Source organism: Streptomyces sp. CWNU-52B, from assembly GCF_047444975.1.
Lineage (GTDB): Bacteria > Actinomycetota > Actinomycetes > Streptomycetales > Streptomycetaceae > Streptomyces.
The window spans coordinates 93,253-119,352 of sequence record NZ_JBLFJV010000008.1; the positions used below are offsets into that span (position 1 = coordinate 93,253).

Genomic DNA, 26,100 nt, shown 5'->3' on the forward strand with positions numbered 1-26,100 from the left:
CGGTATGCCCGCAGTGCGGCCCAAGAGATCACGGGTAGTGATCATCCTTGGTCCGCCAGTAGTCGCCAGTAGTCGCCAGTGGTCACCGGCAGTCACCCGTAGCTGTCCGTAGTCGCTTCGCAATCGTTCGTAGTCGCTCGTAGTCGCTTGTAGTCGTCCAGGGAATCCGTAGAAAGAGGAACGCCACGTGAGTCAGTACGTGAGCATGCTCGGGCGACGCTCGACGGCGGCGTCCTCAAGGCTTCGCCTGCACCGCAGGCCGCGCCGTGTCGCGATGCTCTCCGTGCACACCTCACCGCTGCACCAGCCCGGCACGGGCGACGCGGGCGGCATGAACGTCTACATCGTGGAACTGGCCCAGCGTCTCGCCGCGATCAACATCGAGGTCGAGATCTTCACGCGCGCGACCACCGGGGCCCTGCCGCCCAAGGTGGAACTGGCGCCGGGCGTCCTGGTCCGGCACGTCGACGCCGGCCCGTACGAAGGACTCGCCAAGGAGGACCTGCCCGCCCAGCTGTGCGCCTTCACGCACGGCGTGATGCAGGCCTGGGCCGGTCACCGTCCCGGCTACTACGACCTGGTGCACTCCCACTACTGGCTCTCCGGGCACGTCGGCTGGCTGGCCGCCGAGCGCTGGGGCACCCCCTTGGTGCACGCGATGCACACCATGGCGAAGGTCAAGAACGCCGCTCTGGCCGTGGACGACGCTCCCGAGCCCGCCGCGCGTGTCATCGGCGAGACCCAGATCGTGCGTGCCGCCGACCGCCTCATCGCCAACACCGCGGAAGAGGCCGACGAACTCGTACGGCACTATGAGGCCGAGCAGAGCAAGGTCGCGGTGGTCCATCCGGGCGTGAACCTCGACCGTTTCCGCCCCGGTGACGGACGCGCCGCCGCCCGTGCCAGGCTCGGGCTCCCGCAGGACGCCCTGATACCGCTCTTCGCGGGCCGCATCCAGCCCCTGAAGGCGCCCGACGTGCTGCTGCGCGCGGTCGCCGTCCTCCTGGAGGAGCGGCCCGAGCTGCGTTCGAACATCATCGTGCCGGTGGTGGGCGGCCCGAGCGGCAGCGGACTCGCCAAGCCCGAGGGGCTGCAGAAACTGGCCGCGCGCCTGGGCATCGCCGACGTGGTGTGCTTCCGGCCGCCGGTCGACCAGGAGCAGCTCGCGGACTGGTTCCGGGCCGCGTCCGTCCTCGTGATGCCCTCCTACAGCGAGTCCTTCGGGCTCGTCGCCATAGAGGCACAGGCGGCCGGCACCCCGGTCCTCGCGGCCGCGGTGGGCGGCCTTCCGGTGGCGGTCCGCCACCAGGAGACGGGCTTTCTGGTGCAGGGACACGATCCCGCCGACTACGCGCGCGTGCTGCGCGATTTCGCCGACAACCGGGCGCTCCCGGACCGGATGGGCGCGGCCGCCGCCCGGCACGCGAAGTCGTTCGGCTGGGACACGGCCGCGGCGGCCACGGCCGACGTCTACACGGCGGCGATGCACGAACACCGCCGTCACGTACGCTCCCACCATGGCTGATGCGGAGCGGACGGCGGGTGCCGGCGGGACCATCGAGGAGTTCCTCAAGGACGCCGAACTGGAGTGGGAGAGTCCGGAGCCCGGCCACTTCGTGGTGAAGCTCCCCGGTACGCGGAAACTGTCGACGACGGTCTCGCTGATCGTCGGCAGACACTCCCTGTCGCTCAACGCCTTCGTGATCCGGCACCCGGACGAGAACGAGGCCGCGGTGCACCGCTGGCTCCTGGAGCGCAACCTCAAGCTGTACGGCGTGGGGTACGCCGTCGACCCGCTCGGCGACATCTACGTGGCGGGCAAGCTCCCGCTGGCCGCCGTCACCACCGACGAGGTCGACCGGCTGCTCGGCTCGGTCCTGGAGGCCGCCGACGGCAGCTTCAACACGCTCCTGGAACTCGGTTTCGCGTCAGCGATCCGCAAGGAGTACGCCTGGCGGGTGTCACGCGGTGAGTCCACCCGCAATCTGGCCGCGTTCAGCCACCTGACCAGCGGTTCGAGCTGACGCGGTAGCGCCCGGGGGCCACGCCGACCAGCCGTTTGAAGTGGCGGTTCAGATGGGGCTGGTCGTAGAAGCCGGTCTCCGCGGCCACCTCGCCCGGAGTGCGCCCCTCCAGCAGCAGCCGCCGGGCCCGTTCGACCCGCCGTGACATCAGGTACTGGTGCGGGGCTATGCCGTAGGCGCCGCTGAAGGCCCGTACGAGGTGGGCGGGGTGCGCGTGCACGAGACCGGCGGCCTCCTGGAGGGTCACGCCCTGGACGAGCCGCTCGTCGAGGAGTTCACGCACCTGCCGGGCGAGCGGATGGTCGGCGCCCCGGCCGTCCTCGGTGTCGTCCCTGGCACCCCCGGGCCGCAGGTGCCCGCGCAACCGCTCGCCGATCAGGGTCAGCCTGCTCTCCGCCTCCAGCTCGTCACCGGGGTGGGCGAGGGCGGTGTGCAACTGCCCGACGCGCCGCCGCAGCACGGGATCGAGCAGCTCCGGGGTGTCCACGGCCGCACCGATGTACGTCTCGTCGAGCCGGCTCAGGTCCAGATACAGGACGCGCTTGCGGAAGCCGTACGGGGTGACCGGCGAGCCGTTGTGCGGAATGTGCGGCGGGAGCAGCGAGACCGTGCCGTCCGGGGTGCCGTGCTCATGGCGGTCGAGGTCGTACCGCACCGCGCCGTCGTCGACGATCAGCAGGGTCCACGCGTCGTGCACGTGCATCGGATACGCGTACTCCGTGAAGTGCGCGTGGAAGACCTCCACGACACCCGGCACACTCGGGCGCCATGCGGAGACTTCACGCTGGGCCACCATGCAAAGAACGTACAAGACGAAGGTGTACGCGGCTCGGCAGTCTCAGCGTATGAACGCCGAACACCTCCCCGCGGACCCAGCCCACACCGAACCGCCCGTGCGCTTCGACACCAAGATCGTCGTCCTGCTGCGGGAGGACCTGGAGCCGTGGCAGCGGCTGAACGTGACCGCGTTCCTCGTGAGCGGCCTCGGCCCGTCGGTCCCCGAGGTGGTCGGGGAGCCGTACGAGGACGCCGACGGTGTCGAGTACCTGCCGATGTTCCGCCAGCCGGTCCTGGTCTTCGAGGGTACGAAGGAGACCCTGACGTCGGCCCACGGCAAGGCCCTCTCCCGTGCCCTGCCCCGCGCCCTGTTCACCTCGGACCTGTTCACCACGGGCAACGACCGCGACAACCGCGCGGCGGTACGAGCCGTACCGACGGCGGAGCTGGACCTGGTGGGCCTCGCGGTGTACGGGCCGCGCAACGCGGTGGACAAGGTGGTGAAGGGGGCACGGATGCACCACTGACCTCCGGCGGCCGGGCCGACGAGGCGGTTGGGCCGCCGGCCAGGCGTCCGATACCGACACCGGTTCTGGTACCGATACTGATACCGGTTCTGGTACGTCACAGCGCCGGACCTGGGAGTGCGCGGAGCTCCTCGATGACCGAGAATCGATCTCTCCCTCAGCGACCAGCTGCCGCATCCGTTCCACAGCCTCGGCATGCCGACGCTGATCGACGGCCTCTCGGAGCGCGGCGCTCACCGTGTTCTGCTTTGTGCTCGTGCCGAGATGGCGTGGTGCTTCGGCCGGGGGGCTTCGTGGTCAAGGTCGATCACTGTGCGGGACCCAGGACCCTCCATCGCATGGTGCTACGAGACTTGTGTGTGCCAGTAGGTCACCCAGTCGTGGGCGAGTCGGCCCATCTGCTTCTTCCAGTCCTGGGGATCGTTGCGAGCGATCTCGTCCCAGACCCGGGCGTTCGCTGCGGAGAACGCGGCGACGGAAGGGTGCGGGGCGGTTGCCCACGACGGGAACTGTCCGCGCGCCCATGCGTCCGCGGCTTCCGGGGCGTGGCCGGCCTCCATGAGCCGCAGGACGAGCACGGCGGGGTCGATCCATGCCGCACCACGGGTGGGCCATGCCCAGTCGATCAGGTGGGCACGGTCGGTCACGAGCAGGTTGTGCGGCGCGAGGTCCGTGTGCAACAGGGTGTCGCCGACGAGCTGCTCGACACCGACACCGACGGCGCCCGCGTAGCCGCTCCACCGGTCCTCGGCACGCTTCAACTCGGTGTCGGGACACGGTGTGTTCTGGAGCTCGTCCAAGGCGTGGGCGACCAGCGGCAGATCGGGGGAGCCGGGGGCGTAGTCGGCATGGCGGCCGACGAGGTGCTCGTATCCGATCAGGTCCCATCCGACGGCCTGCACATGCCACAACAGGCGGGGGCACGACGGTGGCAGATGCGGATTGATCGCGGCCTCGCGCTGCTGCGTTCGGGCCTGCGGGTGATCGATCGGCATGCCCTTGACGAACAGGGACGCGTCGGCGGTGTGGAGGGTGGCGGCGATGCCGGAGTTGGCGCCGGTCTCGGCGGTCGTCGTACGAAGTACAGGGCCGGTGTACTGCTGGATGGCGTCGCGCGCGGCGAGCGGCAGGTCGTCCCAGTGAACGCGGTCTACGGGCATGTGGGGTTCCTGGAGATTCCTGGAGAGTGGACGACGAGCCGCCCTGACCCTATTTGCGGGTGGGGGCGGCTCATGCCTGGAGGTCGGAGGGCCGCCCCTCGCCCTCCAGGGGTGCTGCCGGGCCGGCGGCGGGTCGCAGGTCGAGGTCCTGGCCGTGGGCGTCCTCTTCCTCATCGTCGCCGCGGGGCCCCGCGAGCCGGGCCCCGCGGCTCTCGGCGACGCGGAGGACGTCCTGGAGCGACTCGGTCAACCGGGCTGACAGGTAACGGAGTTCGACGACCCCCGTCTTCGGGTCGGCGCTGAGCGCACGGGCGTGGCCGAGCAGCTCACGGCCCATCCCGAGCTGAACGGACTCGATGTTGTCGGCGATCCGGGAGAGATGGCCGCCTTCGCCGTCCGTGAGGAGGTAGCAAGGCTTGCCCTCCGGGCCGGACCAGGGGAGGAGGCGGGTGATGCGGTGCGGCTGGTACATGGCGTTCCCGGGGTTCGCTGCGCTTGCCTGATCGGTGGGGGACGGGGCGGACTCGCTCATCACGCGGCCACCTTCATGCCGTGGATCAGGTGGGGGCCGATGTCGATGCCGTGGGTGGCGAGCCAGAGGGCGCGGCGCCGGTGGCGTTGCCGCTGCTTTTCGTGCCGCCACTCGTCGAGGGGGAGGGCGTACGGGCGTACGAGGGCGGAGTCCTCGCCGCGGAGGCGGCCGGTGTGGGCGTGAGGCGCCCGGCGGCGGACGGGTGCGGGGCCGCGCACGGTCACTTGGGGCACCTCGGGCGGACCGCCGGCAGGGCGTGCGGCTGCGCGGTGCCGGCCACGCGGGGGTAGGAGCAGTTGCAGTAACTGCGTGCAGAGGAGGGCGATACAGTGCGGCACGTCTACCTGCTTTCCCAGGTGGGCCATGCCCCCGGGCCGCGTGCAGCGCGGTTGCGGGGGTCTGTTTGTTGGTATCTGATACTCGGTTCCGTGTTTGCGGGATAAGTCTCTGTTCCTCCAGGGATGATGGTCTTGCAGAGGCATCGGCAACTAGGTCGGAGTGCGGCCACTCGGCGGCCACTACATGGCCACGTGCGGGAGGAGACGGCTTGACGCCTCAGAATCCGCCTATGAGCAGCAACGAGGTGCTGAGAGCAGCCCGCCTCAAACGCGGGTGGCGATCTGGCGAGGCCGCGGCGCGAGGGGTTTCCGCCGCAGGGCGTGAAGCCCTCGGCGACCCGTATTTCGAAGTGTCGCCGCGTACCTGGAGGCGCTGGGAATCTCCCAAGCCGGGCTGGCCACGAGAGGACTACGCGGTTGCCCTGCATGCCGTATTCGACGTCTGGCCAGAGGCACTTGGGTTCGAGCTTCCGGAGGGATGGGTTGGCACCGAACGACGAGGTGAGGATGGCGAGGGCAGCGTGGAACGTCGGGCTTTCGTGTCGGCAACCGCAGCCGCCCTCGTCGCGGGACCGACCCCGCCCCGACACGTGGACCCGGCGTTGATCACCTACTTCCAGGAGCAGTTGGAAGGCCACTACCGCGCTGACATGCTCCTGGGGCCACATGACCTCATCGGAACCGTCTCGGCTCAATACGAGTTGATCGATCGGCTCGTGCGCGCAGCACAAGGTGAGACGCGCCTTGGTCTGCTCCGAGTCGGAGCCGCCTACGCGGCCCTTGTGGGCTGGCTCTACCAGGATGCGGGAGATCTCGGCGCGGCGGCGTTTTGGCGAGGGGTAACGCATGAGAGCGCGGTCCGATCCCGTGACGCGCACCTCATCGGGTACTCGCTGGTCAACCACGCTCAGGTACGTACCGACCTGGGTGACGGACGCGGGGTCGTGGATCTGTGCGACGCAGCCTTGGAGGAAGGGCGGCGTTTGGCGCCGAAAGTCCGTGTCATGGCGTTACAGCAGCGCGCCCATGGTGCCAGTCTCCTCGGCGATCGTCGGTCTGTGGATCAGCTGATCGACGAGGCGGCCGGACTCCTCGACCGAGTTGATGACGATCTGGCCTGGGGTAACGCGTGTCGTCGCACACCCGGGTACTTGGAAGTGCAGAGGGCGACTTGCTACGGGCGGTTGGGGCTGGGCGCCGATGCGAGTGAGATGTGGAGGCAGGTACTGGACAGCGTGCCGACCACTGCGCGCCGTGATCGTGGGGTGTATCTCGCACGGTACGCAGTGGCATCCGCCGCTGCGGCGGAGCCTGAGCAGGCTGTGGAGATCAGCGGCCAAGCCGTACAGATTGCCGTGGAGACTGGATCTGCTCGCACGAAGCGGGAATTGAGGACCTTGGAGCAGGCCATGCGGCCATGGGCCGATGCGCCAGTGGGGAGGAAACTGGCGGAAGTTCTGACTCCCGTGACGACGAGGGGACGACATGTCAGGAACGCCCACGCCTTTGACGGATGCTGAGATCGAAGAGGGCCTGCGTGAGTTGCCGGAATGGCAGCGCGTGCAGGACGAGATCACCCGGACGTTCAAGATCCGTTACCACGGTGGTGTCGCGCTGCTCGTGCATGTCGCGGACGTCGAACGGCTCATCGGCCACCACGCGGACATCGATCTGCGGTGGGGGAGCGTGCGGTTCGGGATCACTACGCACGACGCCGGTCACAAGCTGACCGAGGCCGACTTCGACCTGGCCCGCCGCATCGACGGGATCGCGGCGGCCCACGGAGCGGAATAGAAGGCGGGGCGCCTGCTCAGGCTCAAGCCACCTGCTCAGGCTCAAGCCGCTTGCTCAGGCCGAGGCTTCGACACCGGGGCCTCCGGCTGTTGTGCCGAGCCCGTGACCGGTGCCGGGGGCGAGGTCGGAGACGAGGTCGGGTCCTCGTCCGGGAGGCGCCGCATCAGCAGCCCGTACCCCAGGCCGGCCACCGTGCCGACCGCCGCGCACGCGCCCCACAGCCACTCGGCCCCGTACCGGTCGATGACGAAACCGGCCATCAGGGGCGCGACGAGGGAGGCGGCGGACCAGGACATCGTGTACATGCCCTGGTACCGGCCGCGGCCGTGCGTGGGGGAGAGGCGGACGACGAGGCCGGTCTGGGTCGGCGCGTTGACGATCTCGGCGAGGGACCAGACGCAGATCGTGAGCGCGAAGAAGCCGACCGAACCGGCGAACGCGGTGAGCCCGAACCCGTACCCCGCGAGCAGGGACGAGACGACGAGGAGCCGCCGTGGATCCCGGTGCTGGATGAAACGGGTGACCGGGATCTGGAGTACGACGATCAGGACGCCGTTGACCGCGATCACCAGCCCGTAGTCGGCGGACGTGAACCCGGCCGTGCCCATCGCCACTGGCAGGCCCACGTAGCCCTGGTGGAAGATCAGCGCCACCAGGAAGGACAGTGCGACGACGCTCATGAAACGTCCGTCACGCAGGACCGTCCGCAGCCCCACCTCGGGTTCGCCCGCCACCTTGTGGACCTGCTCGGGCCGCGACTCGGGCAGCTTCACGAAGACGACGACCGCGCAGATCAGCGTCATCCCGGCCTCGATGAGGAAGCCGGCGAGGTAACTGGCCTCCGCGATGAACCCGGCCGCCGTGGACGAGACGGCGAACCCCATGTTGATCGCCCAGTAGTTGAGCGAGAACGCCCTGACCCGGTCCTCGGGCTTGACGATGTCGGCCATCATCGCCTGCACGGCGGGGCGGGAGGCGCTGCTGGCCATGCCGACGACGAAGGCGACGCCCGCGATGGAGACGGGGTCGTGCATGAAGCCGAGCAGCGCGACGGAGACGGCGGTGGACGTCTGGGCGATGAGGAGCGTGGGCCGCCGCCCGAGCCGGTCCGCCATCACGCCGGAGCCGAGCGAGGAGATCACTCCGCCGAGCCCGTAGAGCGCGGCGACCAGCCCGGCGTACGAGGCGGAGTAGCCGCGGTCGAGCGTGAGGTACAGGGCCATGAAGGTGGCGACGAAGGCGCCGAGCCGGTTGACGAGGGTGCTGGTCCACAGCCACCAGAACTCGCGGGGGAGCCCGGAGACGGTCTCGCGGGCGGCACGTCTCATGGACGTGAGTGGCATCGGGACCCCCAGGTACCTGTAAGTGGCGCGTATCGCAGGCACACCTTACGAGGCTGAGTCCGACGGTGACCACTCGATTATCCGGGGCGAGTCGGGGCGGGCGGCTTCAGGGTGGGCGAGCGAGCCGTCGGATGCTTCGATTACGCTCGGGGCCATGGCCGACGCACCGTACAAGCTGATCCTCCTCCGCCACGGCGAGAGCGAATGGAACGCGAAGAACCTGTTCACCGGCTGGGTGGACGTCAACCTCAACGAGAAGGGCGAGAAGGAGGCAGTCCGCGGCGGTGAGCTGCTCAAGGACGCCGGCCTGCTGCCCGACGTGGTCCACACCTCCCTCCAGAAGCGCGCCATCCGCACCGCCCAGCTCTCGCTGGAGTCGGCGGACCGCCACTGGATCCCCGTACACCGCTCCTGGCGCCTGAACGAGCGCCACTACGGCGCGCTGCAGGGCAAGGACAAGGCGCAGACCCTCGCGGAGTTCGGCGAGGAGCAGTTCATGCTGTGGCGCCGCTCGTACGACACCCCGCCGCCGCCCCTCGAGGACGGCACGGAGTTCTCCCAGTCGGACGACCCGCGCTACGCGACGATCCCCCCGGAGCTGCGCCCCCGCACGGAGTGCCTCAAGGACGTCGTGGTCCGCATGCTCCCGTACTGGTACGACGGCATCGTCCCCGACCTCCTGGCCGGCCGCACGGTCCTGGTCGCGGCCCACGGGAACTCGCTGCGCGCCCTCGTCAAGCACCTCGACGGCGTCTCGGACGCGGACATCGCGGGCCTGAACATCCCGACGGGCATCCCGCTCGCGTACGAACTGGACGCGTCCTTCAAGCCGGTGAACCCGGGCGGCACGTACCTGGACCCGGCCGCGGCGGCGGCGGCGATCGAGGCCGTGAAGAACCAGGGCAAGAAGAAGTAGGAAAAGCGAGCACGCCCCTGACTTGCGCGCATGGTGCAGGTCAGGGGCTGTCGTTTGTCCTGGGCCTGCTGTGGGTCCGCTGTGGGCCAGCTCTGGGACCTCGGCGGGGGAGGGGTGAGACCGGTGGTGTGCATCCCGGTCGGGGCGCGTGACGGGCCGGTGGTGCGCGGGCACTATGGGGGCACCGGGTTGTCGTGTCGTCAAGGGGACCGCACATGGGGGACGTTCCGACGAGGCTCGATGCCAAGAGCATCGGGATTCTGCACGAGGCGTATCACAAGATGACCGAGGGGCTCGCCCGCGAGCGCTACGACCTGTACGACTACGTCCGCGCGACCGCGGCCAAACTGGCCCCCTTCGACTCCTTCTACGTGGCGCTGCTGCACGGCGCCAACCGCGTCCGCTTTCCGTACGGCTACGAGGGAGGCGTCTTCGACGATCCCACCTCCCACACCTACGGACCGGGCGGGCAGACGGACTGGCTGGTCAGGCACCGGCAGACCTACCGCTTCGCCTATGACAACGGCGCCGCGCTGAACGCCGGTGTCTCGTTCGGGGACACCCGCAGAAGGTCGGCCGACGCGGTCACGGTTCCGATGTTCCGGACCGAAGAGGGCTCCCCCGGGCGGTTGTTCGGAATGGTCTCCATGCACAGCTACACGTCGAACGCCTTCGACGACAACGCCGTTCGCTCCTTCGAGTGGCTGACCCGATTACTGGCGCGCCTCCTGGCCCGGGAGAAGGAGGACACCGAGGCTCTTCTCCTGTTGCTTCCCGGCGGCGGCGTCTCACGGACCCTCACGTCGGACCATGTCGTCGAGCACATGAACGCCCGCCTGTCGGAGATCCACCGCCTCGCCCGGCAGATGGTGGAGGCGGCAGAGGAAGCGGCGGGCCGGCGGTGTTCCGAGGAGATCGTCCGGCTCTGCGAGCAGACCCAGACCGAACTGATCGAAATGGCACTGCGGGCCGACGAGGGACCCGAACGGCGCTTCCTCTCCCTGACCGAGGTGGAGCAGAAGGTGGCGGTGCTGCTGGTGAACGGGCTGGGGACCCAGGAGATGGCCACGGACATCGGCCGTAGCCCGAACACCGTGAAGACGCATCTGAAGAACATCTACCGGAAGTACGGGATGACCACCCGGGAGCAGGTCGCCGAGGACGTCCGCAGGCACCTCGCGCGCTGAGCCCCTTCAGTTCCCTTCACAGTTCCCTTCACAGTTCCCTTCACAGCTTCCTTCACAGCTTCCTTCAGGTCCCTTCAGGCTCGCCCGGCCCCCCGCGCCGCCCCGTCCGTTGCCCCGTCTCTCTCCCTCTCGGGTGAGCCGGAGGGTGAGCCGGCGCCCGGTGCCGCTCACCTTGCGAGGGATGGGCGGACGCCCGCCGTGGTGGCACGGTCGTGACAGGCCGTCGCGGCGCGTGGCGGATCCTCCGTACGGACCACAGGGGACGCACCTCCATGACTCTCGACCGCGACCGCGACCTCGATCTCACCCTCTACCTGGAAAAGACCGACGACGAGCTGTACGAGCTGCTCGGCGCCTGCCTCCTCGACGACGGGCTCGGCATCTCTCCGGCGGACCGGGGCGCCAACCGCCGCTTCGGCAAGCAGTGGTTCGAGCACAAGCACCGTGATCTGCAGCGCAGGATCTGCCACCAGGAGCGGGTCCAGGGGCTGCTCGGCAGCACCGGATCGGACCGGGTGCTCGACGCGGCAGCGGTGTACGAGGTCCTGCAACACCTCGGTGAGGAGCCCACCACCGCAGGCGTACTCGCCGTGCTGGTGGCCCGTATCGGCCTCGGCTCCTTCTGCGTGAACGCCCCGGCGCCGTCATGAACGACGAGTCCATGGCGGCACGCAAGCTCCGCCTGATGCAGATCAACCGGGCGGACCAACTGGCGCACATCCGCGAGGAACTGCTCAGGCTCGGCGACCACGAGTCGCTCGGTGCGCTGGACGCGACCATGTCGGACTGGCGCAACAGCGAGTGGGCGTCAGAGGGGGACGACCCGGCGACAGCGTCCTTGCGGCTGGTGACCGAGCAGGTGAAGACGGCGCTGCGGGACCTGGGCTTCTCCAAGGAGCGGCTGGACAGCGTACTTGTCTGCTCGTTCCCCAAGGACGACGTGTCGGCTCAGATGACACCCTTCGCCGACGGATCGGGGCTGGTGGAGGTCTCCGACTCGATTCTCACGCTGGCCGGTCAGTACAGCCAGTTCTCCGGGATCGGTCTGGCGCGGATCGGCTCGCGCGGCAGGCTCAGGGGATTCTTCGAGGCGTTACGCGCGGCCCGTGAGGGAGCGATGGGCGGTGATCCCGCCGTGCTGACCGCGCTGTTGCGCTACTACAACGTCAATCAGCGGGTGTACGGGAAGTCCGCGAAGCTGGGTCACCGGGTGGGCCCCGGGGTCGTGGAGGTCGGCGACCTTGTCATGCTCCAGGCCGTCCGCTTCGTCGTCGGTCATGAGATCGCGCACCATGTGCTGGAGCACCGGACCCCGGTCAGCGCCTTCTCACCGGGCGAACACATTCCGGCGTGCTCCGGCGACCAGCGTCTGGAACTCGACGCGGACCTGCTGGCCTACCGGGCCGTCGGACGGGCGTTGGAGCGCGAGTTCGAGGGCACCGAGACGGAACAGGCCATCCAGTTCCCGTCGTTGCTCGGCCCGCTCGTCGCGATGCTCGCGGTCCATGTGACCGAGCGGGCCCTGTTCGTCCGCAGCGGGACCACCCACCCTCCGGCGCGGACCCGGGCCCAGTCGCTCCTCGACCGGATCGACGAGCGGGAGCGGAAGGTCGCCATGCTCTTCCTCAGCACCCTGCTGACCGCGACGGAACGCTCGGCGGTCTTCGACGGCTCGGAACCGGTCTTCGACTGGGAGTGGGTCGTCCGGACCCCCGATCTGACGTCGCCGCAGCCCCAGGAGTATCTGCGCCGCGTCGCCATGCTCGACCAGTTGCAGAGCCGGCCGCGTGAGTCGCTGGCCGAGGTGCTGGAACGGACGGCCGAGACCGCCGGGAGCTGGGTGGCGGAGGGCGCGCGGCTCGCCGCCGGCGGCGACGGCACCGCCGCGCTGCGGAGTTGGGGGGTCGATGAGGAGACCGTGGCCGTGCTCACCGATCCCCGCCGGGCGCTCCTTCTCCACACACTGGTGGACGAGGTGCGCACCGGTCTCGTCAGGCGCGGTACGGCGGACGCGGCGCTCCTGACGGTCTCGGTGGCGGCCGGATGCCTGGCCGGTTCGGTGTTGGGGGACGCCGGCCGGTGAGGGGGGCAGGGAGCCGTGTCCTGGGCGGCGGTCTCCGCACGGGACACGGCTACTGGCCTTCGGCGCTCGTCGGGCGGACGCGCGTCCGGCGGCGACCGCGGTTCCGGCGCCATGTGCGCCTTCTCAGCCACCAGGTATTACGTACGTACCGGCCGTGAGGTGGGTTCTGGCGAACTCGCGGAAGTCCGTGACCAGCGGGCTGCGGTTGTTGGCGTGGGTCACCAGTACGACCTCGCACGGGTCGATCCCCTTGAGGGGAATGGTGGCGATGTCTTCCCGCAGCGTGCTGCGTCGGTCGCCCGCGGGCAGGATGCCCAGGGCCTGGCCGTGCGCGACGAGTTCGAACTTGTCCTCGAAGCTGTCGTCGGCGCCGGGACCGTCCGGCGCCGAGCCGTCGGCGGGGGGCGGTTCGAGGGGCTGGGACAGGCTCCAGATCGCCGCGGTGCTGTCGCAGGCGACGAAGTCCTCGCCGGCCAGGTCGTCGAGGGTGACGGACGCCATGCCTGCCAGGGGGTGGGACGTGGGGGCGACGAACACCCTGGGTTCCTCGTAGAGGTGCGTCACGCGCAGGTGGTCCGTCGGGAACGGCAGGGGCGTCCTGGTCACGAGTGCGTCCACCCGGCGTTCCGGGAGGGCGTGGGTGTCCTTCCAGCTCAGATGACGGGTGCGTACCCGGGCGTCGGGGTGACGCCGGCGCAGCTCCCGTACCGCCGGGGTGACGATCAGGTCCTCGACGTACCCGATGGTGATCGCGCGGGCGGGTGCGGCGGCACGCGCGGTGAGCGTTGCCTGACGGGCCGCGTCCAGCAGTGCCCGCGCGTGCGGCAGGAACGCGTGGCCCGCCTCCGTGAGCCGGCTGCCCTGCGGTGTGCGATCGAACAGGCGTACGCCGAGCTGGTCCTCCAGGCGCTGGATCTGGCGGCTGAGTGACGGCTGGGCCAGGTGCAGCGCGGTGGCTGCCCGGCCGAAGTTCAGGTGCTCCGCCACGGTCGTGAAGTACCGCACCAGCCGCAGGTCGAGGTCGGGCCCTGTGGGGGGTATGGGCGCGTCAGCCATATGGCCGAGCCTACGTCGTCATGCGCCGGCCGCATGACGACGTGCGAAACAGGTCTTGGACGGCGGACCTGGATTGTCCTTGACTCGAAAGCATCCGATTCGGCGCCGAGTTCGCCGGGACGAGAGCCGATTGCGTGTTGTCGAGAAAGATGTAGAGGGTGACCGACTGTGGGCGAATACAGTGGCAAAAGCGTCGTGATCACGGGTGGCAGCAGTGGTTTCGGTTTCGCGACGGCGAAGCTGTTGGTGGATGACGGGGCGCGTGTACTGATCACCGGGCGTACGCAGGCCACGCTCGACTCCGCTCGTGAGCGGCTCGGGAAGAACGCCGTGGCGGTACGGAGCGATGTGGCGTCGCTCGCTGACCTGGACGCTCTTGCCGGCCGGGTGAAGGAGGAATTCGGTGCGCTCGACGCCCTGTTCGTGAATGCGGGCGTCACACGGTTCGTACCCTTCGAATCGATGTCCGCGGATGTGTACGACGAACTCTTCGGGATCAATGCGAGGGGCTCCTACTTCACCGTGCAGAAGCTCGCGCCGCTCTTGAACGAGGGCAGTGGCGTCGTCATGACGACCTCGGTCGCGAACGTCCTGGGCATACCGATGATCAGTGCTTACGCGGCCAGCAAGGCGGCTCTGCGTTCCATGACCCGCAGTCTCGCCCGTGAGTTGCTCCCGCAGGGGATTCGCGTCAACGCGGTCAGCCCCGGGCCCATCGACACCGGAATTCTGGACAGGTCGATGCCGAAGGAGGCCGCCGAGGTGACCAAGGCGCAGATGATGGAGGACATCCCCATGCGGCGTTTCGGCGATCCCGACGAGGTTGCGAGGGCCGTCGCCTTCCTCGCCTTCGGCGCCACGTTCACCACCGGCGCGGAGCTGGTCGTGGACGGCGGCGGCTCTCAGATCTGAGGGCGACCTGGTTTTGGGGGCAACGGAAGGGCCTCGCACCTGAAGCGGGGCCCTTCCGCGGTCACTGGTCGCGCACCGGCGTTCGTACGTCCTGTGTGTCCGGTCGTCGCGTCCGTCGCATCCGTCTCGTCCCCTCGCGGCGGGTCAGCCGCACTGGCAGGGGCCGCCGGACTGGCAGCCGCAGCCGCAGCCCGAGCCGCAGCCGCAGGCGCCGATGAGCGGCAGGCTCTTGATCTCGACGGGCTGCTGCGTCTCGCGGTTCTGGGTCGGGTCGGGTGTGGTGGGGGAATCGGCCATGGGTCTGGGTCCCTCCTCGAAGGCTTGTGCCTACGTTCCATTGCACGCCTACGAGGTCGGGCGCATCAACGGCGCACGGATGCTTTCGCACCGTTACGCGCACCCAACGCGCCCCCTCAGGGCCGGCCCCCCGACCGGCATGGCGCAGCCACGCGGCGCCTGGCCGGGCGGTCGAACGGCGGAGCCGTCCGCGGTTCCGCGGCGCGGGCTCGGCGGCCGGTCGGTTGAGTGGTCAGGGCGTCGGCGTCCCTGAGGGTTCGGGGGCCGTCGGCCGGCTGGGCGGTTCCGCGCCGTGCGGTTCTCGGCGTCCCTGAGGGCGGCCGCCCAGGCTGTTCAGCAGCAACCCCGCCTTGGCGGTCAGCGACCCTGGTCAGCCCCGAGGGCCCGCCGCAGGCGCCCCCGTCGGACGCCCGCCGCCGACTCCCATCAGCCCGCCGCAGGCAACTCCGGCCGACCGCCGGAGGCGATTTCCGCCAGGCCTGGCGCGGGTTCGGTGTCCGGGGCGCCTGGTTCGGTCCTCGGCGGCCCTGAGGGCTGCCGGGCGGGGCGGCCGCCCCGCGCCGTACGGCCGGCAGCAATCCAGCCGCCCCGCCGCCCCCCTCGTCAGCCCGCCGGAGGCGATCTCCGCCAAGCCTGGCGCGGGTTCGGCGTCCGGGGCGCCTGGTTCGGGCCCGGGAGGCCCACAGGGCTGCCAGGTGGAGCCGGCCGCCCAGGTTGTTCAGTTGGCAGCAACCCCGCCACTGGCGCCAGCGACGCTGGTCAGCCCGCAGGATGCAATCCCGGCCGACCGCCGGAGGCGATCTCCGCCAAGCCTGGCGCGGGTTCGGCGTCCGGGGCGCCTGGTTCGGGCCCGGGAGGCCCACAGGGCTGCCAGGTGGAGCCGGCCGCCCAGGCTGTTCAGTCGGCAGCAACCCCGCCACTGGCGGTCAGCGACGCTGGTCAGCCCGCAGGGTGTATTCCCGGCCGACCGCCGGAGGCGATCTCCGCCAGGCCTGGCGCGGGTTCGGTGTCCAGGGACCTGGTTCGGGCCCCGGAGGCCCTGAGGGCTGCCGGGTGGAGCCGGCCGCCCAGGCTGTTCAGTCGGCAGCAACCCCGCCACTGGCGGTCAGCGACGCTGGTCAGCCCGCAGGATGCAATCCCGGCCGACCGCCGGAGGCGATCTCCGCCAGGCCTGGCGCAGGTTCGGCGTCCGGGGCGCCTGGTTCGGGCCCCGGAGGCCCTGAGGGCCGCCGGGCGGAGCCGGCCGCCCACGCCGTCCGGCCGACAGCAACCCAACCGCCCCGCCGCCGGCCCCCGCCAGCCCGCCGCCAGCGACCCTCGTCAGCCCGCGGGCCTGCCGCAGGCAAACCCCGTCAGCCGGCCGCAGGCAACCCCGTCGGACGGCCGCCGTCGACCTCCATCAGCCGGCCGCCGCCAACCCCCACCAGCCGGCCGCCGCCAACCCCCACCAGCCCGCCGCAGGCAACCCCGGCCAGCCGCCGCAGGCACCCCCGCCAAACCGCCGGAGGCCTACGCGCCTTCGACCTGCGGAGCTGCCTGCAGTTCCTCCGCGTGTTCGCCCGTCACCAGGTAAACCACCCGGTTTGCCACCGACACCGCGTGGTCCGCGAAGCGCTCGTAGTAGCGGCCGAGGAGCGTCACGTCCACCGCCGTCTCGATGCCGTGCTTCCAGCGGTCGTCCAGGAGGTGCTGGAAGAGCGTGCGGTGGAGGAGGTCCATCGCGTCGTCGTCCTGCTCCAGCTGGAGGGCGAGGTCGACGTCCTTGGTGACGATGACCTCGGCCGCCTTCGCCATCAGGCGCTGCGCGAGCTGGCCCATCTCCAGGATCGTGGCGTGCAGATCCTGCGGTATGGCCCGCTCGGGGAACCGCAGCCGCGCGAGCTTCGCCACGTGCTGGGCGAGGTCGCCCGAGCGCTCCAGGTCGGCCGACATACGGAGCGAGGTGACGACGATCCGCAGGTCCGTGGCCACGGGCTGCTGCCGGGCCAGCAGGGCTATCGCCCGTGCCTCGAGGTCGTGCTGGAGGTCGTCGACCTTCTGGTCGGCGGCGATCACGCTCTCCGCGAGCTTCAGGTCGGAGTCCAGGATCGCCGTCGTCGCGCGACCGATCGCCGATCCGACGAGGCGGGCCATCTCGACCAGGCCCTCGCCGATCGAGTCAAGTTCCTCGTGGTACGCGTCCCGCATCAGGATGTCCCTTTCCTACGTCTGCTTCGGGGGCTCATTAGGGGCTCGTGAACCCCACGCTCCCACGGTCCGGCCTGAACGCGACGGTTTCCGCCCCCTCAAATGAACCATCACCGGCACCCAGGTGAATTCTGGGCGACGTCGCCTCTTCCCGCTGGTGGAAGGGGCGCGCGACCCTTTCGTACGAAGTGAACCAGTAGGGTCTCCAGAGTGAACTCTGGGCGACGAGTGTTCGAGTCCACCCTCGGACGGCTGTGACCGGGGCGTACAGCGTGCCTAACCTGGAGCCATGGACGTGAACGCGGCTGTCGCCGCAGCGGCAGCGATCGCCGGTGTACTCACCGGCGTCATCGCCGTGCTGGCGTTCCGCTGGAGCGAGCGGGAACAGAAACGCCCCACCCGCACCTCTCTGCACACCGACCCGGTCCTGCCGCCGGGCGTCGACACGGTTCTGTCCGTGCTCCGCTCCTCCGCGGTCGTCCTCGACGAGGGCGACGCCGTGGTCAAGGCCAGCTCCGCCGCGTACGCCCTCGGGCTCGTACGGGGCGGCAAACTGGCCGTCGAACCGATGATCCTGATGGCCCGCGACACCCGCAGGGACGGTGAGATACGGCAGGTGGAGCTCGATCTGCCCCGGCGGGGCACCGGCCGGGGCGAGGCGCTCGCCGTGTCCGCCCGGGTCGCGCCGCTCGGCTCCCGGCTCGTCCTGCTCCTCGTCGAGGACCTGACCGAGGCCCGCCGCATCGAAGCCGTACGACGCGACTTCGTCGCCAACGTCAGCCACGAGCTCAAGACCCCGGTCGGCGCGCTCTCCCTCCTCTCCGAGGCGGTCATGGGTGCCTCGGAGGAGCCCGAGGCCGTGGAGCGCTTCGCCGGACGCATGCAGATAGAGGCGACCCGCCTCACCAACCTCGTACAGGAGCTCATCGACCTCTCCCGGGTCCAGAACGACGACCCGCTGGAGGACGCCGAGCCCGTACGCGTCGACGAGCTGGTCGCCGAGGCGATCGACCGGTGCCGCCACCAGGCGGGCACCAAACAGATCACCATGGCCGCCGGCGGCACCGCGGACCTCAGCATCTGGGGCAACCGGGGCCAGCTCGCCGCCGCGCTGGGCAATCTCGTGGAGAACGCCGTCAACTACTCGCCCGCCCGTACCCGGGTCGGTATAGCCGCCCGCCGGGTGACCGCACCGGGCGGGGACCTCATCGAGATCGCCGTGACCGACCAGGGCATCGGGATCTCCGAGAAGGACAAGGAGCGCGTGTTCGAGCGCTTCTACCGCGTCGACCCGGCCCGCTCCCGAGCGACCGGCGGTACGGGGCTCGGGCTCGCGATCGTCAAACACGTGGCCGCCTCCCACAGCGGGGAGGTCACCGTGTGGAGCTCCGAGGGTCAGGGCTCCACCTTCACTCTGCGGCTGCCGGAGGCGGGCGCGGCCCGTGACCGCGCAATCGCCGACCGGGCAATCGCCGACCGGGCGACCGGCGACCAGACGTCCGGCCTCGACGAAGACGACGAGACCGGTCAGACCGACGGGACGACCACCGTCTCATCCCCGTACGAACCCTTTTCTGCCCCGGAGGTCCATCCGTGACCCGAGTGCTCGTCGTCGAGGACGAGGAGTCCTTCAGCGACGCTCTGTCCTACATGCTCCGCAAAGAGGGTTTCGAGGTCGCCATCGCGACCACCGGGCCCGACGGACTCGACGAGTTCGAGCGCAATGGCGCCGACCTCGTCCTCCTCGACCTGATGCTGCCCGGACTGCCCGGCACCGAGGTGTGCCGACAGCTGCGCAGCCGTTCGAACGTCCCGGTGATCATGGTCACCGCCAAGGACAGCGAGATCGACAAGGTCGTGGGGCTCGAAATAGGAGCCGACGACTATGTCACCAAGCCCTTCTCGTCCCGTGAGCTGGTCGCCCGCATCCGGGCCGTCCTGCGCCGCCGCGGCGAGCCGGAGGAGGTCGCCCCGGCCGCTCTGGAGGCGGGCCCTGTTCGGATGGACGTGGACCGTCACGTGGTCACGGTCTCCGGGTCCAAGGTCGACCTCCCGCTCAAGGAGTTCGACCTGCTGGAGATGCTGCTGCGCAACGCGGGACGCGTACTGACCCGTATGCAGCTCATCGACCGGGTCTGGGGCGCCGACTACGTCGGTGACACCAAGACGCTGGACGTCCACGTGAAGCGCCTGCGGGCGAAGATCGAGCCGGACCCCGGCGCGCCCCGCTACCTGGTGACGGTCCGCGGCCTCGGCTACAAGTTCGAGCCGTAAGCCGTAGACCGCGCCACCACCGCGACAGTGTGACGTGACGAAGGGCGGAACCCCGGAGAGGGGTCCCGCCCTTCGTCACGTCGTTGTGGCTGGGTGGCTGTGAGAGCCGCTCAGTTGCCCGCAGCCGACTCCGCGGCGTCGGCGCTGGCCGAGGCCGCGTCCGAGGCGTGCGCACCCGCCTCGCCCGCCTCCTCGGTCTCACCCGAGGCCGAACCGGACGCTGCACCGGACGGAGTGCCCGAGGGCGAACCCGTGGCCGCGCCGGACTCCGACCCGGACGCGGAGGGCTCGGTGCCCGGTGTCACCGGGGCCTCGGTCGGGCCCCAGTCGGAGAAGTAGCCCTTCGCCGGGACGACGAACGCCTCCAGCTTCACGTCACCGGTCTTGCTGAAGGTGAAGGTGACCGGGTGCGCGTCACCGTCCTTGAAAGCGTCGTCGCTGCTCTCCAGTACGGCGGAGGCGTTGTCCTTGCCCCCGAGGACCAGCGAGCCGCCGGCCGGGACGGTCACCTTCGCCGAGCCCTTGGCGGGCTTGAGCCGGGCGGCCTGGCCGGCACCCTCGACCGCGATGGACTCCAGGGTCTGGGCGGTACGGCCGCTGTTGAACAGGGTCGCGGTGACCGCGGCGGGGCCCGCCGACTCCGGTTCGGGCTGGGTGATGACGACGGCGTTCTGGATCTTGATGTCGCCGACGGTGGTGGCGGCGTTGTCCGGCTTGATCTCCAAGGTCTGGGCCTTGTGGCCGGCACCGCATGCGGTGAGCGAGGCGAGCGAGAACGCGATGGCGGCGGCGGCGAGGGCGCCGCGTCGAAGGCTGCTGCTCACGGCGGCGGCAACTCCTTGAACGTGGGCGAATCAGAGCGGCTCCTGGTGTTCCGGAGCCGCCCCGAGGGTCAGTCAGCGGCCTCAGGTTACCGAGCCGTTCCCCTGGCGCCGCACCCGACCCGCCTCTACGGCTCCCCGGTCGCGGTCGGACGCCGGTTCTCCGCCCCCGTTTCCGCCGCCCGTGCCGACGGGAGTCCCGCATACGGACCCCACGTACGTACCCCACGTACCTACCCCACGTACGTACCTGTGTTGTGCCTGTGCGCCTGCTGTACCTGACTGTGTACCTGCATGCTCCATGGAACAGGCTGTCGCGTGCTCGTCCGTCTTTCACATAAGAACCGTCGGTAAGTCTCCAGAAGTCTCCGGACGGCTCTTCGGGCAGCTCTTCGGACTGCTCTCCGGGCGGCCTTGTGGATTTCCCGTAATGAATGCACTGCGGCTCCCGGGAGATCGATCTTCGCTGATCTCCGCTCCCCTTCTGTCCGGCTCTCCGGGAGATCTCCACTCGGCTCTGTGGGTGAACTCCTGTCGATCTCCCCGCCGCGTGATCAATTCCGGATTCGTCTCGTACGCGACGGCGATCATCGAACGGAGTAGCGGAAGACGGGCCCCCGGAACCCGACAAATCTGGACGTTCGGGCACGTGGCCGGGGGTCGGGGGTGTTGTAACGTGCGCGTTTCTCTCCGCCGGGAGAGCCGCTCCGACCTGCGAATACCGTCGTCCGCGGCCCCTTCGCAGCACGTTCCTGTTGGGATTGTCAAGCCCCGAGATATGCCCTGACCTGCGAAAACGCCATTCAGAACACGCGGTTTCCGTGTTACCCTGGATAGCCACGGAAGGGGTACCTGTCACATGACGTTCAAGGTTGGCGACACCGTGGTCTATCCCCATCACGGGGCCGCGCTGATCGAGGCTATCGAAACTCGCCAGATCAAAGGCGTGGACAAGACCTACTTGGTGCTGAAGGTCGCCCAGGGCGACCTGACAGTGCGTGTGCCAGCGGACAATGCGGAGTTCGTCGGCGTACGTGATGTGGTCGGTCAGGACGGGCTGGACCGGGTCTTCGAGGTACTGCGCGCGCCGTACGCCGAGGAGCCCACTAACTGGTCGCGTCGTTACAAGGCAAATCTTGAGAAGCTCGCCTCCGGCGATGTCATCAAGGTGGCGGAGGTAGTCCGTGACCTGTGGCGTCGTGAGCGCGAGCGTGGACTCTCCGCCGGCGAGAAGCGCATGCTCGCCAAGGCCCGCCAGATCCTGGTGAGCGAGCTCGCCCTCGCGGAGAACACGAACGAGGACAAGGCCGAGGCCCTGCTCGACGAGGTCCTCGCGTCCTGACGCCCGTAGCGCTCTGATCGCTTTTCGACCAGAGGTGAAACGAGCGGTTCGGCGCAATGAAATGCCGTGGTGCCCGATGACATATCCACTGTCGCCGGGCGCTGCGGCATGTTCGCACCCGGATTCGTCCCCGGAAACCTTGCGCTGACCTTTCCGGTCACTCCTCGTACAGGCTGTACGGCCCGTACGTCCTGTACGACAGCTCAGTCGCTCAGGTGTCCGATACTCGGTATCCGATACCAGGAGTGCCGGGCCCGGACAGCTGGCTCGACCATCTTCACGGAAGGGTCCGGTCAAGGTGTCGCGCCCGGCACTCCCCCAGCCCGTCGGCCGGGGTACGCCCAGGCCATACCCACGTCGGCCGAGCATACAAACCTGACAGGAACCGATGTCTGACGATTCGCGCCCCACGCCTCCCGGGGCCCGCACGGCGGCCGTGATTCCGGCCGCAGGCCGGGGTGTACGCCTCGGCCCCGGCGCCCCCAAAGCGCTTCGCGCGCTGAACGGCACCCCCATGCTGATCCACGCGGTACGGGCCATGGCCGCGTCGCGTGCCGTCTCCCTCGTCGTCGTGGTGGCTCCGCCCGGCGACGCCCCCGAGGTCAAGACGCTGCTCGACTCGCACGCACTGCCGGAGCGGACCGAGTTCCTCGTCGTGCCCGGAGGCGACAGTCGGCAGGAGTCGGTGCGGCTCGGGCTCGACGCGCTGCCCGCCGGTATCGACATCGTGCTCGTGCACGACGCGGCGCGTCCGCTCGTACCCGTCGACACGGTCGACGGCGTCATCGAGGCGGTACGCGACGGCGCCCCCGCCGTGGTGCCCGCGCTGCCGCTCACGGACACCGTCAAGCAGGTCGAGCCGGCCCGGACGCCCGGCGAGCCCGAGCCCGTGGTCGCCACGCCGGAGCGGGCCCGGCTGCGTGCCGTCCAGACGCCCCAGGGTTTCGACCACGACACCCTCGTACGGGCCCACGGGACGGTCACCGACAACGTCACCGACGACGCGAGCATGGTCGAGCAGCTGGGACTGCGGGTCGTGGTGGTGCCCGGACACGAGGAGGCCTTCAAGGTGACACGGCCGCTGGATCTGATCCTCGCGGAGGCCGTTCTGGCGCGACGGAGGCTGACCGATGGGTTCTGAGTCCGCGGAGCCGCCGGTGCCGCCGGTGCCCTCGGCGCCGCTGTTGCCGCAGGTCGGCATCGGCACCGACATCCATGCCTTCGAGGACGGCCGCGAGCTGTGGTGCGCCGGGCTGAAGTGGGAGGGCGAGGGCCCCGGGCTCGCCGGGCACTCCGACGCGGACGTCGTCGCGCACGCCGCGTGCAACGCGCTGTTCTCCGCGGCGGGGCTCGGGGATCTGGGGCAGCACTTCGGTACGGGGCGGGCCGAGTGGTCCGGGGCGTCCGGGGTGACGCTGCTGACGGAGGCGGCGCGGATCGTGCGGGCGGCCGGGTTCACGATCGGCAATGTGGCGGTGCAGGTCGTGGGGGAGCGGCCGAAGGTCGGGAAGCGGCGGGGGGAGGCGCAGGAGGTGCTCTCCGCGGCGGTGGGGGCGCCGGTGTCGGTGTCCGGGGCCACCACGGACGGGCTCGGGTTTCCCGGGCGGGGTGAGGGGCTGATGGCGGTGGCCACGGCGTTGGTCGCGCGGCTGCGCTGACGGGGGTTACCTACCCGCACCTGGGGGCTCCGCCCCCAGCCTCCCGCATCGGCCTGAACGGCCCTCGTCCTCAAACGCCGGACAGGCTGAAAAACCCAACCCCCAGCCGGGCGCCCCTGAAAAGCCGGGCGCAGCCCGCTTTTCAGGGGCGCGGGGAACTGCGCGCCCAGCCACACCCGACCCGCACCCGACAGACGGCCGGGGAGGCGCGGGCGAAGCCCCGCCTTCAAGGGGCGCGGGGAACTGCGCGACCAGCCCCCACCGGACCCGCTGGCGCCCCCCGGGCGGCCCCGGACGCCCCCGGATGTCACGAATACGTGGCCTTGCGGCGGAAGGTCGTGGGGCACTCCCCGGCGCCCACTACCCTGGTGGGGTGACCATTCGTCTGTACGACACCAGCGCCCGGCAGATTCGCGACTTCACCCCGATCACGCCGGGTTGTGTCTCGATCTACCTGTGTGGCGCCACGGTGCAGGCGGCCCCGCACATCGGGCACATCCGGTCAGGGCTCAACTTCGACATCATGCGCCGCTGGTTCGAGTACCGCGGCTACGACGTCACGTTCATCCGCAACGTGACGGACATCGACGACAAGATCATCAGGAAGTCCGCGGAGCAGGAGCGGCCCTGGTGGGCCATCGGCTACGAGAACGAGCGCGCGTTCAACGACGGCTACACGGCACTGGGCTGCCTCCCGCCCACGTACGAGCCGCGGGCCACCGGCCATGTGACCGAGATGGTCGAGATGATGCGCGGCCTCATCGAGCGCGGCCACGCCTACGAGGCCGACGGGAACGTCTACTTCGACGTGCGCTCCCTGCCCGGCTATCTCTCCCTCTCCAACCAGGACCTCGACGAGCTGCGCCAGCCCGCCGAGGACGGCGAGACCGGCAAGCGCGACCCGCGGGACTTCGCCATGTGGAAGGCCGTCAAGCCCGGCGAGCCGTCCTGGGAGACGCCCTGGGGGCGCGGCCGGCCCGGCTGGCACCTGGAGTGCAGCGCGATGGCCCACAAGTACCTGGGCTCCGCCTTCGACATCCACGGCGGCGGCATCGACCTGATCTTCCCCCACCACGAGAACGAGATCGCCCAGGCCAAGGGCTTCGGTGACGAGTTCGCGCACTACTGGGTGCACAACTCATGGGTGACCATGAGCGGCGAGAAGATGTCGAAGTCCCTCGGCAACTCCGTGCTCGTCAGCGAGATGGTCAAGGTCTGGCGGCCCATCGTCCTGCGCTACTACCTGGGCACCCCGCACTACCGCTCCACCATCGAGTACAGCGAGGACGCCCTGCGCGAGGCCGAGTCCGCGTTCGCGCGGATCGAGGGCTTCGTGCAGCGCGTCGTGGAGAAGGCAGGCGGCGCCGTCGAGCCCGCGGCCGAGGTCCCGCCCGCGTTCGCCGAGGCGATGGACGACGACCTGGGCGTGCCCGGCGCCCTCGCCGTCGTGCACACCACGGTCCGGCAGGGGAACTCCGCACTGGCCGCCGACGACAAGGAAGCGGCCGTGGCCCGGCTCGCCGAGGTCAGGGCCATGCTCGCGGTCCTCGGACTCGACCCGCTCGACCCGCACTGGGCGGGCGAGAGCGACCGGGGCGAGGACCTCCACGGAGTCGTCGACACGCTCGTACGGCTGGTGCTGCAGCAGCGCGAGTCCGCCCGCGCCCGCAAGGACTGGGCCACCGCCGACACCATCCGGGACCAGCTCAACCAGTCGGGACTCGTCATCGAGGACGGCCCCCAGGGGCCCCGCTGGACCCTCGGTCCGCGCTGAGCGTTCCTTGATCGATTGTGCCGTCCGGGTGTCCGGGCGGCACACTTCATAGACGTACGGCTCATAGACGACAGACGTACGAGCATTCGCAGCGGCGTACACCCGTACGCCCTCACACAGACAGGTAGGTCATGGCCGCTAACAACCGCCGCATGTCCGGCAAGAAGGGCGCGCAGGTCGGCAGTGGCGGCCAGCGACGCCGGGGTCTCGAAGGCAAGGGCCCCACCCCGCCCGCCGAGGCGCGCAAGGGACACAAGAAGAACCGCATCGCGGGCGCCAAGGCCAAGCAGATCGTGCGCCGGCCCTCGCCGCGCGGCGGCCGGGGCGGCAAGGGCACCTCCGAGATGGTCGTCGGGCGCAACTCCGTCGTCGAGGCGCTGCGCGAGGGCGTACCCGCGTCGATGCTGTACGTCCAGCAGTTCATCGACAACGACGAGCGGGTGCGCGAGGCGCTCCAGCTCGCCGCGGACCGCGGCGGCATCCACCTCATGGAGGCCCCCCGCCCCGAGCTGGACCGCATGACCAACGGGCTCAACCACCAGGGGCTCGTCCTCCAGGTCCCGCCCTACGAGTACGCGCACCCCGAGGACCTCGCGGCCGCCGCGTACGACGAGGGCGCGGACCCGCTGATCGTCGCGCTCGACGGGGTGACGGACCCGCGCAACCTCGGTGCCGTCGTCCGGTCCGTCTCCGCCTTCGGCGGGCACGGCGTGGTCGTGCCCGAGCGCCGTGCGGCCGGCATGACCGCCGGTGCGTGGAAGACGTCCGCGGGCGCCGCGGCCCGTACGCCCGTCGCCCGCGCGTCCAATCTGACGCGGGCCCTTGAGGCGTACAAGAAGGCCGGGATCATCGTGGTCGGGCTCGCCGCGGACGGCGAGTCCACTGTCGGTGACCTGGAGGCGCTCGGCGGCCCGGTGGTCATCGTCGTCGGCAGCGAGGGCAAGGGACTCTCCCGACTCGTGGGCGAGACCTGCGACTTCCGGGTACGGATTCCGATGCCGGGCGGCACCGAGTCGCTGAACGCGGGCGTGGCCGCGGGAGTTGTGCTGTACGAGGCCGCGCGGAAGCGGGGCTAGGGCCGGCGGCCCGGCTGTCCCG

At 70.0% G+C, this 26,100-nt stretch carries 26 protein-coding genes; 17 read left to right on the forward strand and 9 right to left on the reverse strand.

Features of this window, described 5'->3' with window-relative positions; translation table 11 throughout:
- Nucleotides 1–187 precede the first annotated feature (187 nt).
- On the forward strand, nucleotides 188–1,525 hold the full coding sequence (gene mshA, locus ACLVWQ_RS11265; protein WP_414108206.1) for a D-inositol-3-phosphate glycosyltransferase: 1,338 nt from the start codon (nucleotides 188–190) through the stop codon (nucleotides 1,523–1,525).
- Nucleotides 1,518–2,024: a YbjN domain-containing protein gene (locus ACLVWQ_RS11270; protein WP_414108208.1), complete on the forward strand. Its 507-nt coding sequence runs from the start codon at nucleotides 1,518–1,520 to the stop codon at nucleotides 2,022–2,024. Before mshA ends, ACLVWQ_RS11270 begins: the two co-directional genes overlap by 8 nt.
- Here the strand turns inward: ACLVWQ_RS11270 and ACLVWQ_RS11275 are convergent.
- Nucleotides 1,996–2,820, reverse strand: a complete 825-nt coding sequence (locus ACLVWQ_RS11275; protein WP_414108209.1) for an AraC family transcriptional regulator — start codon at nucleotides 2,818–2,820, stop codon at nucleotides 1,996–1,998. The two genes, ACLVWQ_RS11270 and ACLVWQ_RS11275, sit on opposite strands and share 29 nt — an antisense overlap.
- A 49-nt stretch (nucleotides 2,821–2,869) precedes the next feature.
- On the opposite strand from ACLVWQ_RS11275, the gene ACLVWQ_RS11280 reads away from it, so the two are divergent.
- Nucleotides 2,870–3,328, forward strand: coding sequence for a DUF2000 family protein (locus tag ACLVWQ_RS11280; protein ID WP_414108211.1), 459 nt, complete (start codon nucleotides 2,870–2,872; stop codon nucleotides 3,326–3,328).
- A gap of 344 nt (nucleotides 3,329–3,672) precedes the next feature.
- On the opposite strand, the gene ACLVWQ_RS11285 is transcribed toward ACLVWQ_RS11280, so the two are convergent.
- The 3 genes from ACLVWQ_RS11285 to ACLVWQ_RS11295 form a co-directional block, all read right to left on the reverse strand.
- Nucleotides 3,673–4,488 (reverse strand): aminoglycoside phosphotransferase, encoded by an 816-nt coding sequence (locus ACLVWQ_RS11285; RefSeq protein WP_414108212.1) that lies wholly within the window; start codon nucleotides 4,486–4,488, stop codon nucleotides 3,673–3,675.
- Between the two features lie 70 nt (nucleotides 4,489–4,558).
- Nucleotides 4,559–5,020, reverse strand: a complete 462-nt coding sequence (locus tag ACLVWQ_RS11290; RefSeq protein ID WP_414108213.1) for a hypothetical protein — start codon at nucleotides 5,018–5,020, stop codon at nucleotides 4,559–4,561.
- Nucleotides 5,020–5,244: a hypothetical protein gene (locus tag ACLVWQ_RS11295; RefSeq protein ID WP_414108214.1), complete on the reverse strand. Its 225-nt coding sequence runs from the start codon at nucleotides 5,242–5,244 to the stop codon at nucleotides 5,020–5,022. Before ACLVWQ_RS11295 ends, ACLVWQ_RS11290 begins: the two co-directional genes overlap by 1 nt.
- Before the next feature lie 344 nt (nucleotides 5,245–5,588).
- On the opposite strand from ACLVWQ_RS11295, the gene ACLVWQ_RS11300 reads away from it, so the two are divergent.
- Nucleotides 5,589–6,878, forward strand: coding sequence for a Twin-arginine translocation pathway signal (locus tag ACLVWQ_RS11300; protein ID WP_414108215.1), 1,290 nt, complete (start codon nucleotides 5,589–5,591; stop codon nucleotides 6,876–6,878).
- Nucleotides 6,844–7,152, forward strand: a complete 309-nt coding sequence (locus ACLVWQ_RS11305; RefSeq protein ID WP_414108216.1) for a 4a-hydroxytetrahydrobiopterin dehydratase — start codon at nucleotides 6,844–6,846, stop codon at nucleotides 7,150–7,152. Before ACLVWQ_RS11300 ends, ACLVWQ_RS11305 begins: the two co-directional genes overlap by 35 nt.
- A gap of 41 nt (nucleotides 7,153–7,193) precedes the next feature.
- Here ACLVWQ_RS11305 and ACLVWQ_RS11310 read toward each other — a convergent pair whose 3' ends face one another.
- Nucleotides 7,194–8,495 (reverse strand): MDR family MFS transporter, encoded by a 1,302-nt coding sequence (locus tag ACLVWQ_RS11310; RefSeq protein WP_414108218.1) that lies wholly within the window; start codon nucleotides 8,493–8,495, stop codon nucleotides 7,194–7,196.
- Nucleotides 8,496–8,649: 154 nt separating this feature from the next.
- Between ACLVWQ_RS11310 and ACLVWQ_RS11315 the strand changes: the two genes are divergently transcribed.
- The 4 genes from ACLVWQ_RS11315 (at nucleotide 8,650) to ACLVWQ_RS11330 (ending at nucleotide 12,681) form a co-directional block, all read left to right on the forward strand.
- Nucleotides 8,650–9,411: a phosphoglyceromutase gene (locus tag ACLVWQ_RS11315; protein WP_414108219.1), complete on the forward strand. Its 762-nt coding sequence runs from the start codon at nucleotides 8,650–8,652 to the stop codon at nucleotides 9,409–9,411.
- 215 nt (nucleotides 9,412–9,626) lie between these two features.
- Complete coding sequence (locus tag ACLVWQ_RS11320) at nucleotides 9,627–10,598, forward strand: response regulator transcription factor (protein WP_414108220.1); 972 nt, start codon at nucleotides 9,627–9,629, stop codon at nucleotides 10,596–10,598.
- 272 nt (nucleotides 10,599–10,870) lie between these two features.
- Nucleotides 10,871–11,248: a hypothetical protein gene (locus tag ACLVWQ_RS11325; RefSeq protein WP_414108221.1), complete on the forward strand. Its 378-nt coding sequence runs from the start codon at nucleotides 10,871–10,873 to the stop codon at nucleotides 11,246–11,248.
- Entirely contained in the window at nucleotides 11,245–12,681 is a 1,437-nt protein-coding gene (locus ACLVWQ_RS11330) for a hypothetical protein (protein WP_414108222.1), read from the forward strand. The genes ACLVWQ_RS11325 and ACLVWQ_RS11330 overlap by 4 nt, the downstream gene beginning before the upstream one ends.
- Nucleotides 12,682–12,804: 123 nt before the next feature.
- Here ACLVWQ_RS11330 and ACLVWQ_RS11335 read toward each other — a convergent pair whose 3' ends face one another.
- Nucleotides 12,805–13,737 carry a LysR family transcriptional regulator gene (locus tag ACLVWQ_RS11335; RefSeq protein WP_414108224.1) on the reverse strand — a complete coding sequence of 311 codons (933 nt, stop codon included), beginning with the start codon at nucleotides 13,735–13,737 and terminating at the stop codon, nucleotides 12,805–12,807.
- Nucleotides 13,738–13,905: 168 nt separating this feature from the next.
- On the opposite strand from ACLVWQ_RS11335, the gene ACLVWQ_RS11340 reads away from it, so the two are divergent.
- Entirely contained in the window at nucleotides 13,906–14,649 is a 744-nt protein-coding gene (locus ACLVWQ_RS11340) for an SDR family oxidoreductase (protein ID WP_414108225.1), read from the forward strand.
- Between the two features lie 144 nt (nucleotides 14,650–14,793).
- Here the strand turns inward: ACLVWQ_RS11340 and ACLVWQ_RS11345 are convergent, their stop codons facing one another.
- Both ACLVWQ_RS11345 and phoU read right to left on the reverse strand, forming a co-directional pair.
- Nucleotides 14,794–14,946, reverse strand: coding sequence for a hypothetical protein (locus ACLVWQ_RS11345; protein ID WP_414108226.1), 153 nt, complete (start codon nucleotides 14,944–14,946; stop codon nucleotides 14,794–14,796).
- 1,509 nt (nucleotides 14,947–16,455) lie between these two features.
- The gene (gene phoU / locus ACLVWQ_RS11350; RefSeq protein ID WP_414108227.1) at nucleotides 16,456–17,133 is read right to left on the reverse strand and encodes a phosphate signaling complex protein PhoU; all 678 of its coding nucleotides are present in this window, start codon (nucleotides 17,131–17,133) and stop codon (nucleotides 16,456–16,458) included.
- Nucleotides 17,134–17,422: 289 nt separating this feature from the next.
- Between phoU and ACLVWQ_RS11355 the strand changes: the two genes are divergently transcribed.
- Both ACLVWQ_RS11355 and ACLVWQ_RS11360 read left to right on the forward strand, forming a co-directional pair.
- The gene (locus tag ACLVWQ_RS11355) at nucleotides 17,423–18,730 is read left to right on the forward strand and encodes a sensor histidine kinase (protein ID WP_414108228.1); all 1,308 of its coding nucleotides are present in this window, start codon (nucleotides 17,423–17,425) and stop codon (nucleotides 18,728–18,730) included.
- Nucleotides 18,727–19,407 carry a response regulator gene (locus ACLVWQ_RS11360; protein ID WP_414108229.1) on the forward strand — a complete coding sequence of 227 codons (681 nt, stop codon included), beginning with the start codon at nucleotides 18,727–18,729 and terminating at the stop codon, nucleotides 19,405–19,407. The genes ACLVWQ_RS11355 and ACLVWQ_RS11360 overlap by 4 nt, the downstream gene beginning before the upstream one ends.
- 110 nt (nucleotides 19,408–19,517) lie before the next feature.
- Here ACLVWQ_RS11360 and ACLVWQ_RS11365 read toward each other — a convergent pair whose 3' ends face one another.
- Entirely contained in the window at nucleotides 19,518–20,231 is a 714-nt protein-coding gene (locus tag ACLVWQ_RS11365) for a copper chaperone PCu(A)C (protein WP_414108230.1), read from the reverse strand.
- Nucleotides 20,232–21,087: 856 nt separating this feature from the next.
- Between ACLVWQ_RS11365 and ACLVWQ_RS11370 the strand changes: the two genes are divergently transcribed.
- From ACLVWQ_RS11370 to rlmB, 5 genes are all read left to right on the forward strand, one after another.
- Nucleotides 21,088–21,570 (forward strand): CarD family transcriptional regulator, encoded by a 483-nt coding sequence (locus tag ACLVWQ_RS11370; protein WP_003953493.1) that lies wholly within the window; start codon nucleotides 21,088–21,090, stop codon nucleotides 21,568–21,570.
- Nucleotides 21,571–21,958: 388 nt separating this feature from the next.
- A complete protein-coding gene (gene ispD / locus ACLVWQ_RS11375; RefSeq protein WP_414108231.1) occupies nucleotides 21,959–22,711 on the forward strand; it encodes a 2-C-methyl-D-erythritol 4-phosphate cytidylyltransferase in 753 nt (250 codons plus the stop codon).
- On the forward strand, nucleotides 22,701–23,228 hold the full coding sequence (ispF, locus tag ACLVWQ_RS11380; RefSeq protein ID WP_414108232.1) for a 2-C-methyl-D-erythritol 2,4-cyclodiphosphate synthase: 528 nt from the start codon (nucleotides 22,701–22,703) through the stop codon (nucleotides 23,226–23,228). Before ispD ends, ispF begins: the two co-directional genes overlap by 11 nt.
- 373 nt (nucleotides 23,229–23,601) lie before the next feature.
- The gene (gene cysS / locus ACLVWQ_RS11385) at nucleotides 23,602–25,002 is read left to right on the forward strand and encodes a cysteine--tRNA ligase (protein WP_414108233.1); all 1,401 of its coding nucleotides are present in this window, start codon (nucleotides 23,602–23,604) and stop codon (nucleotides 25,000–25,002) included.
- 131 nt (nucleotides 25,003–25,133) lie between these two features.
- Nucleotides 25,134–26,078 (forward strand): 23S rRNA (guanosine(2251)-2'-O)-methyltransferase RlmB, encoded by a 945-nt coding sequence (gene rlmB, locus ACLVWQ_RS11390; protein WP_414108234.1) that lies wholly within the window; start codon nucleotides 25,134–25,136, stop codon nucleotides 26,076–26,078.
- Nucleotides 26,079–26,100 lie beyond the last annotated feature (22 nt).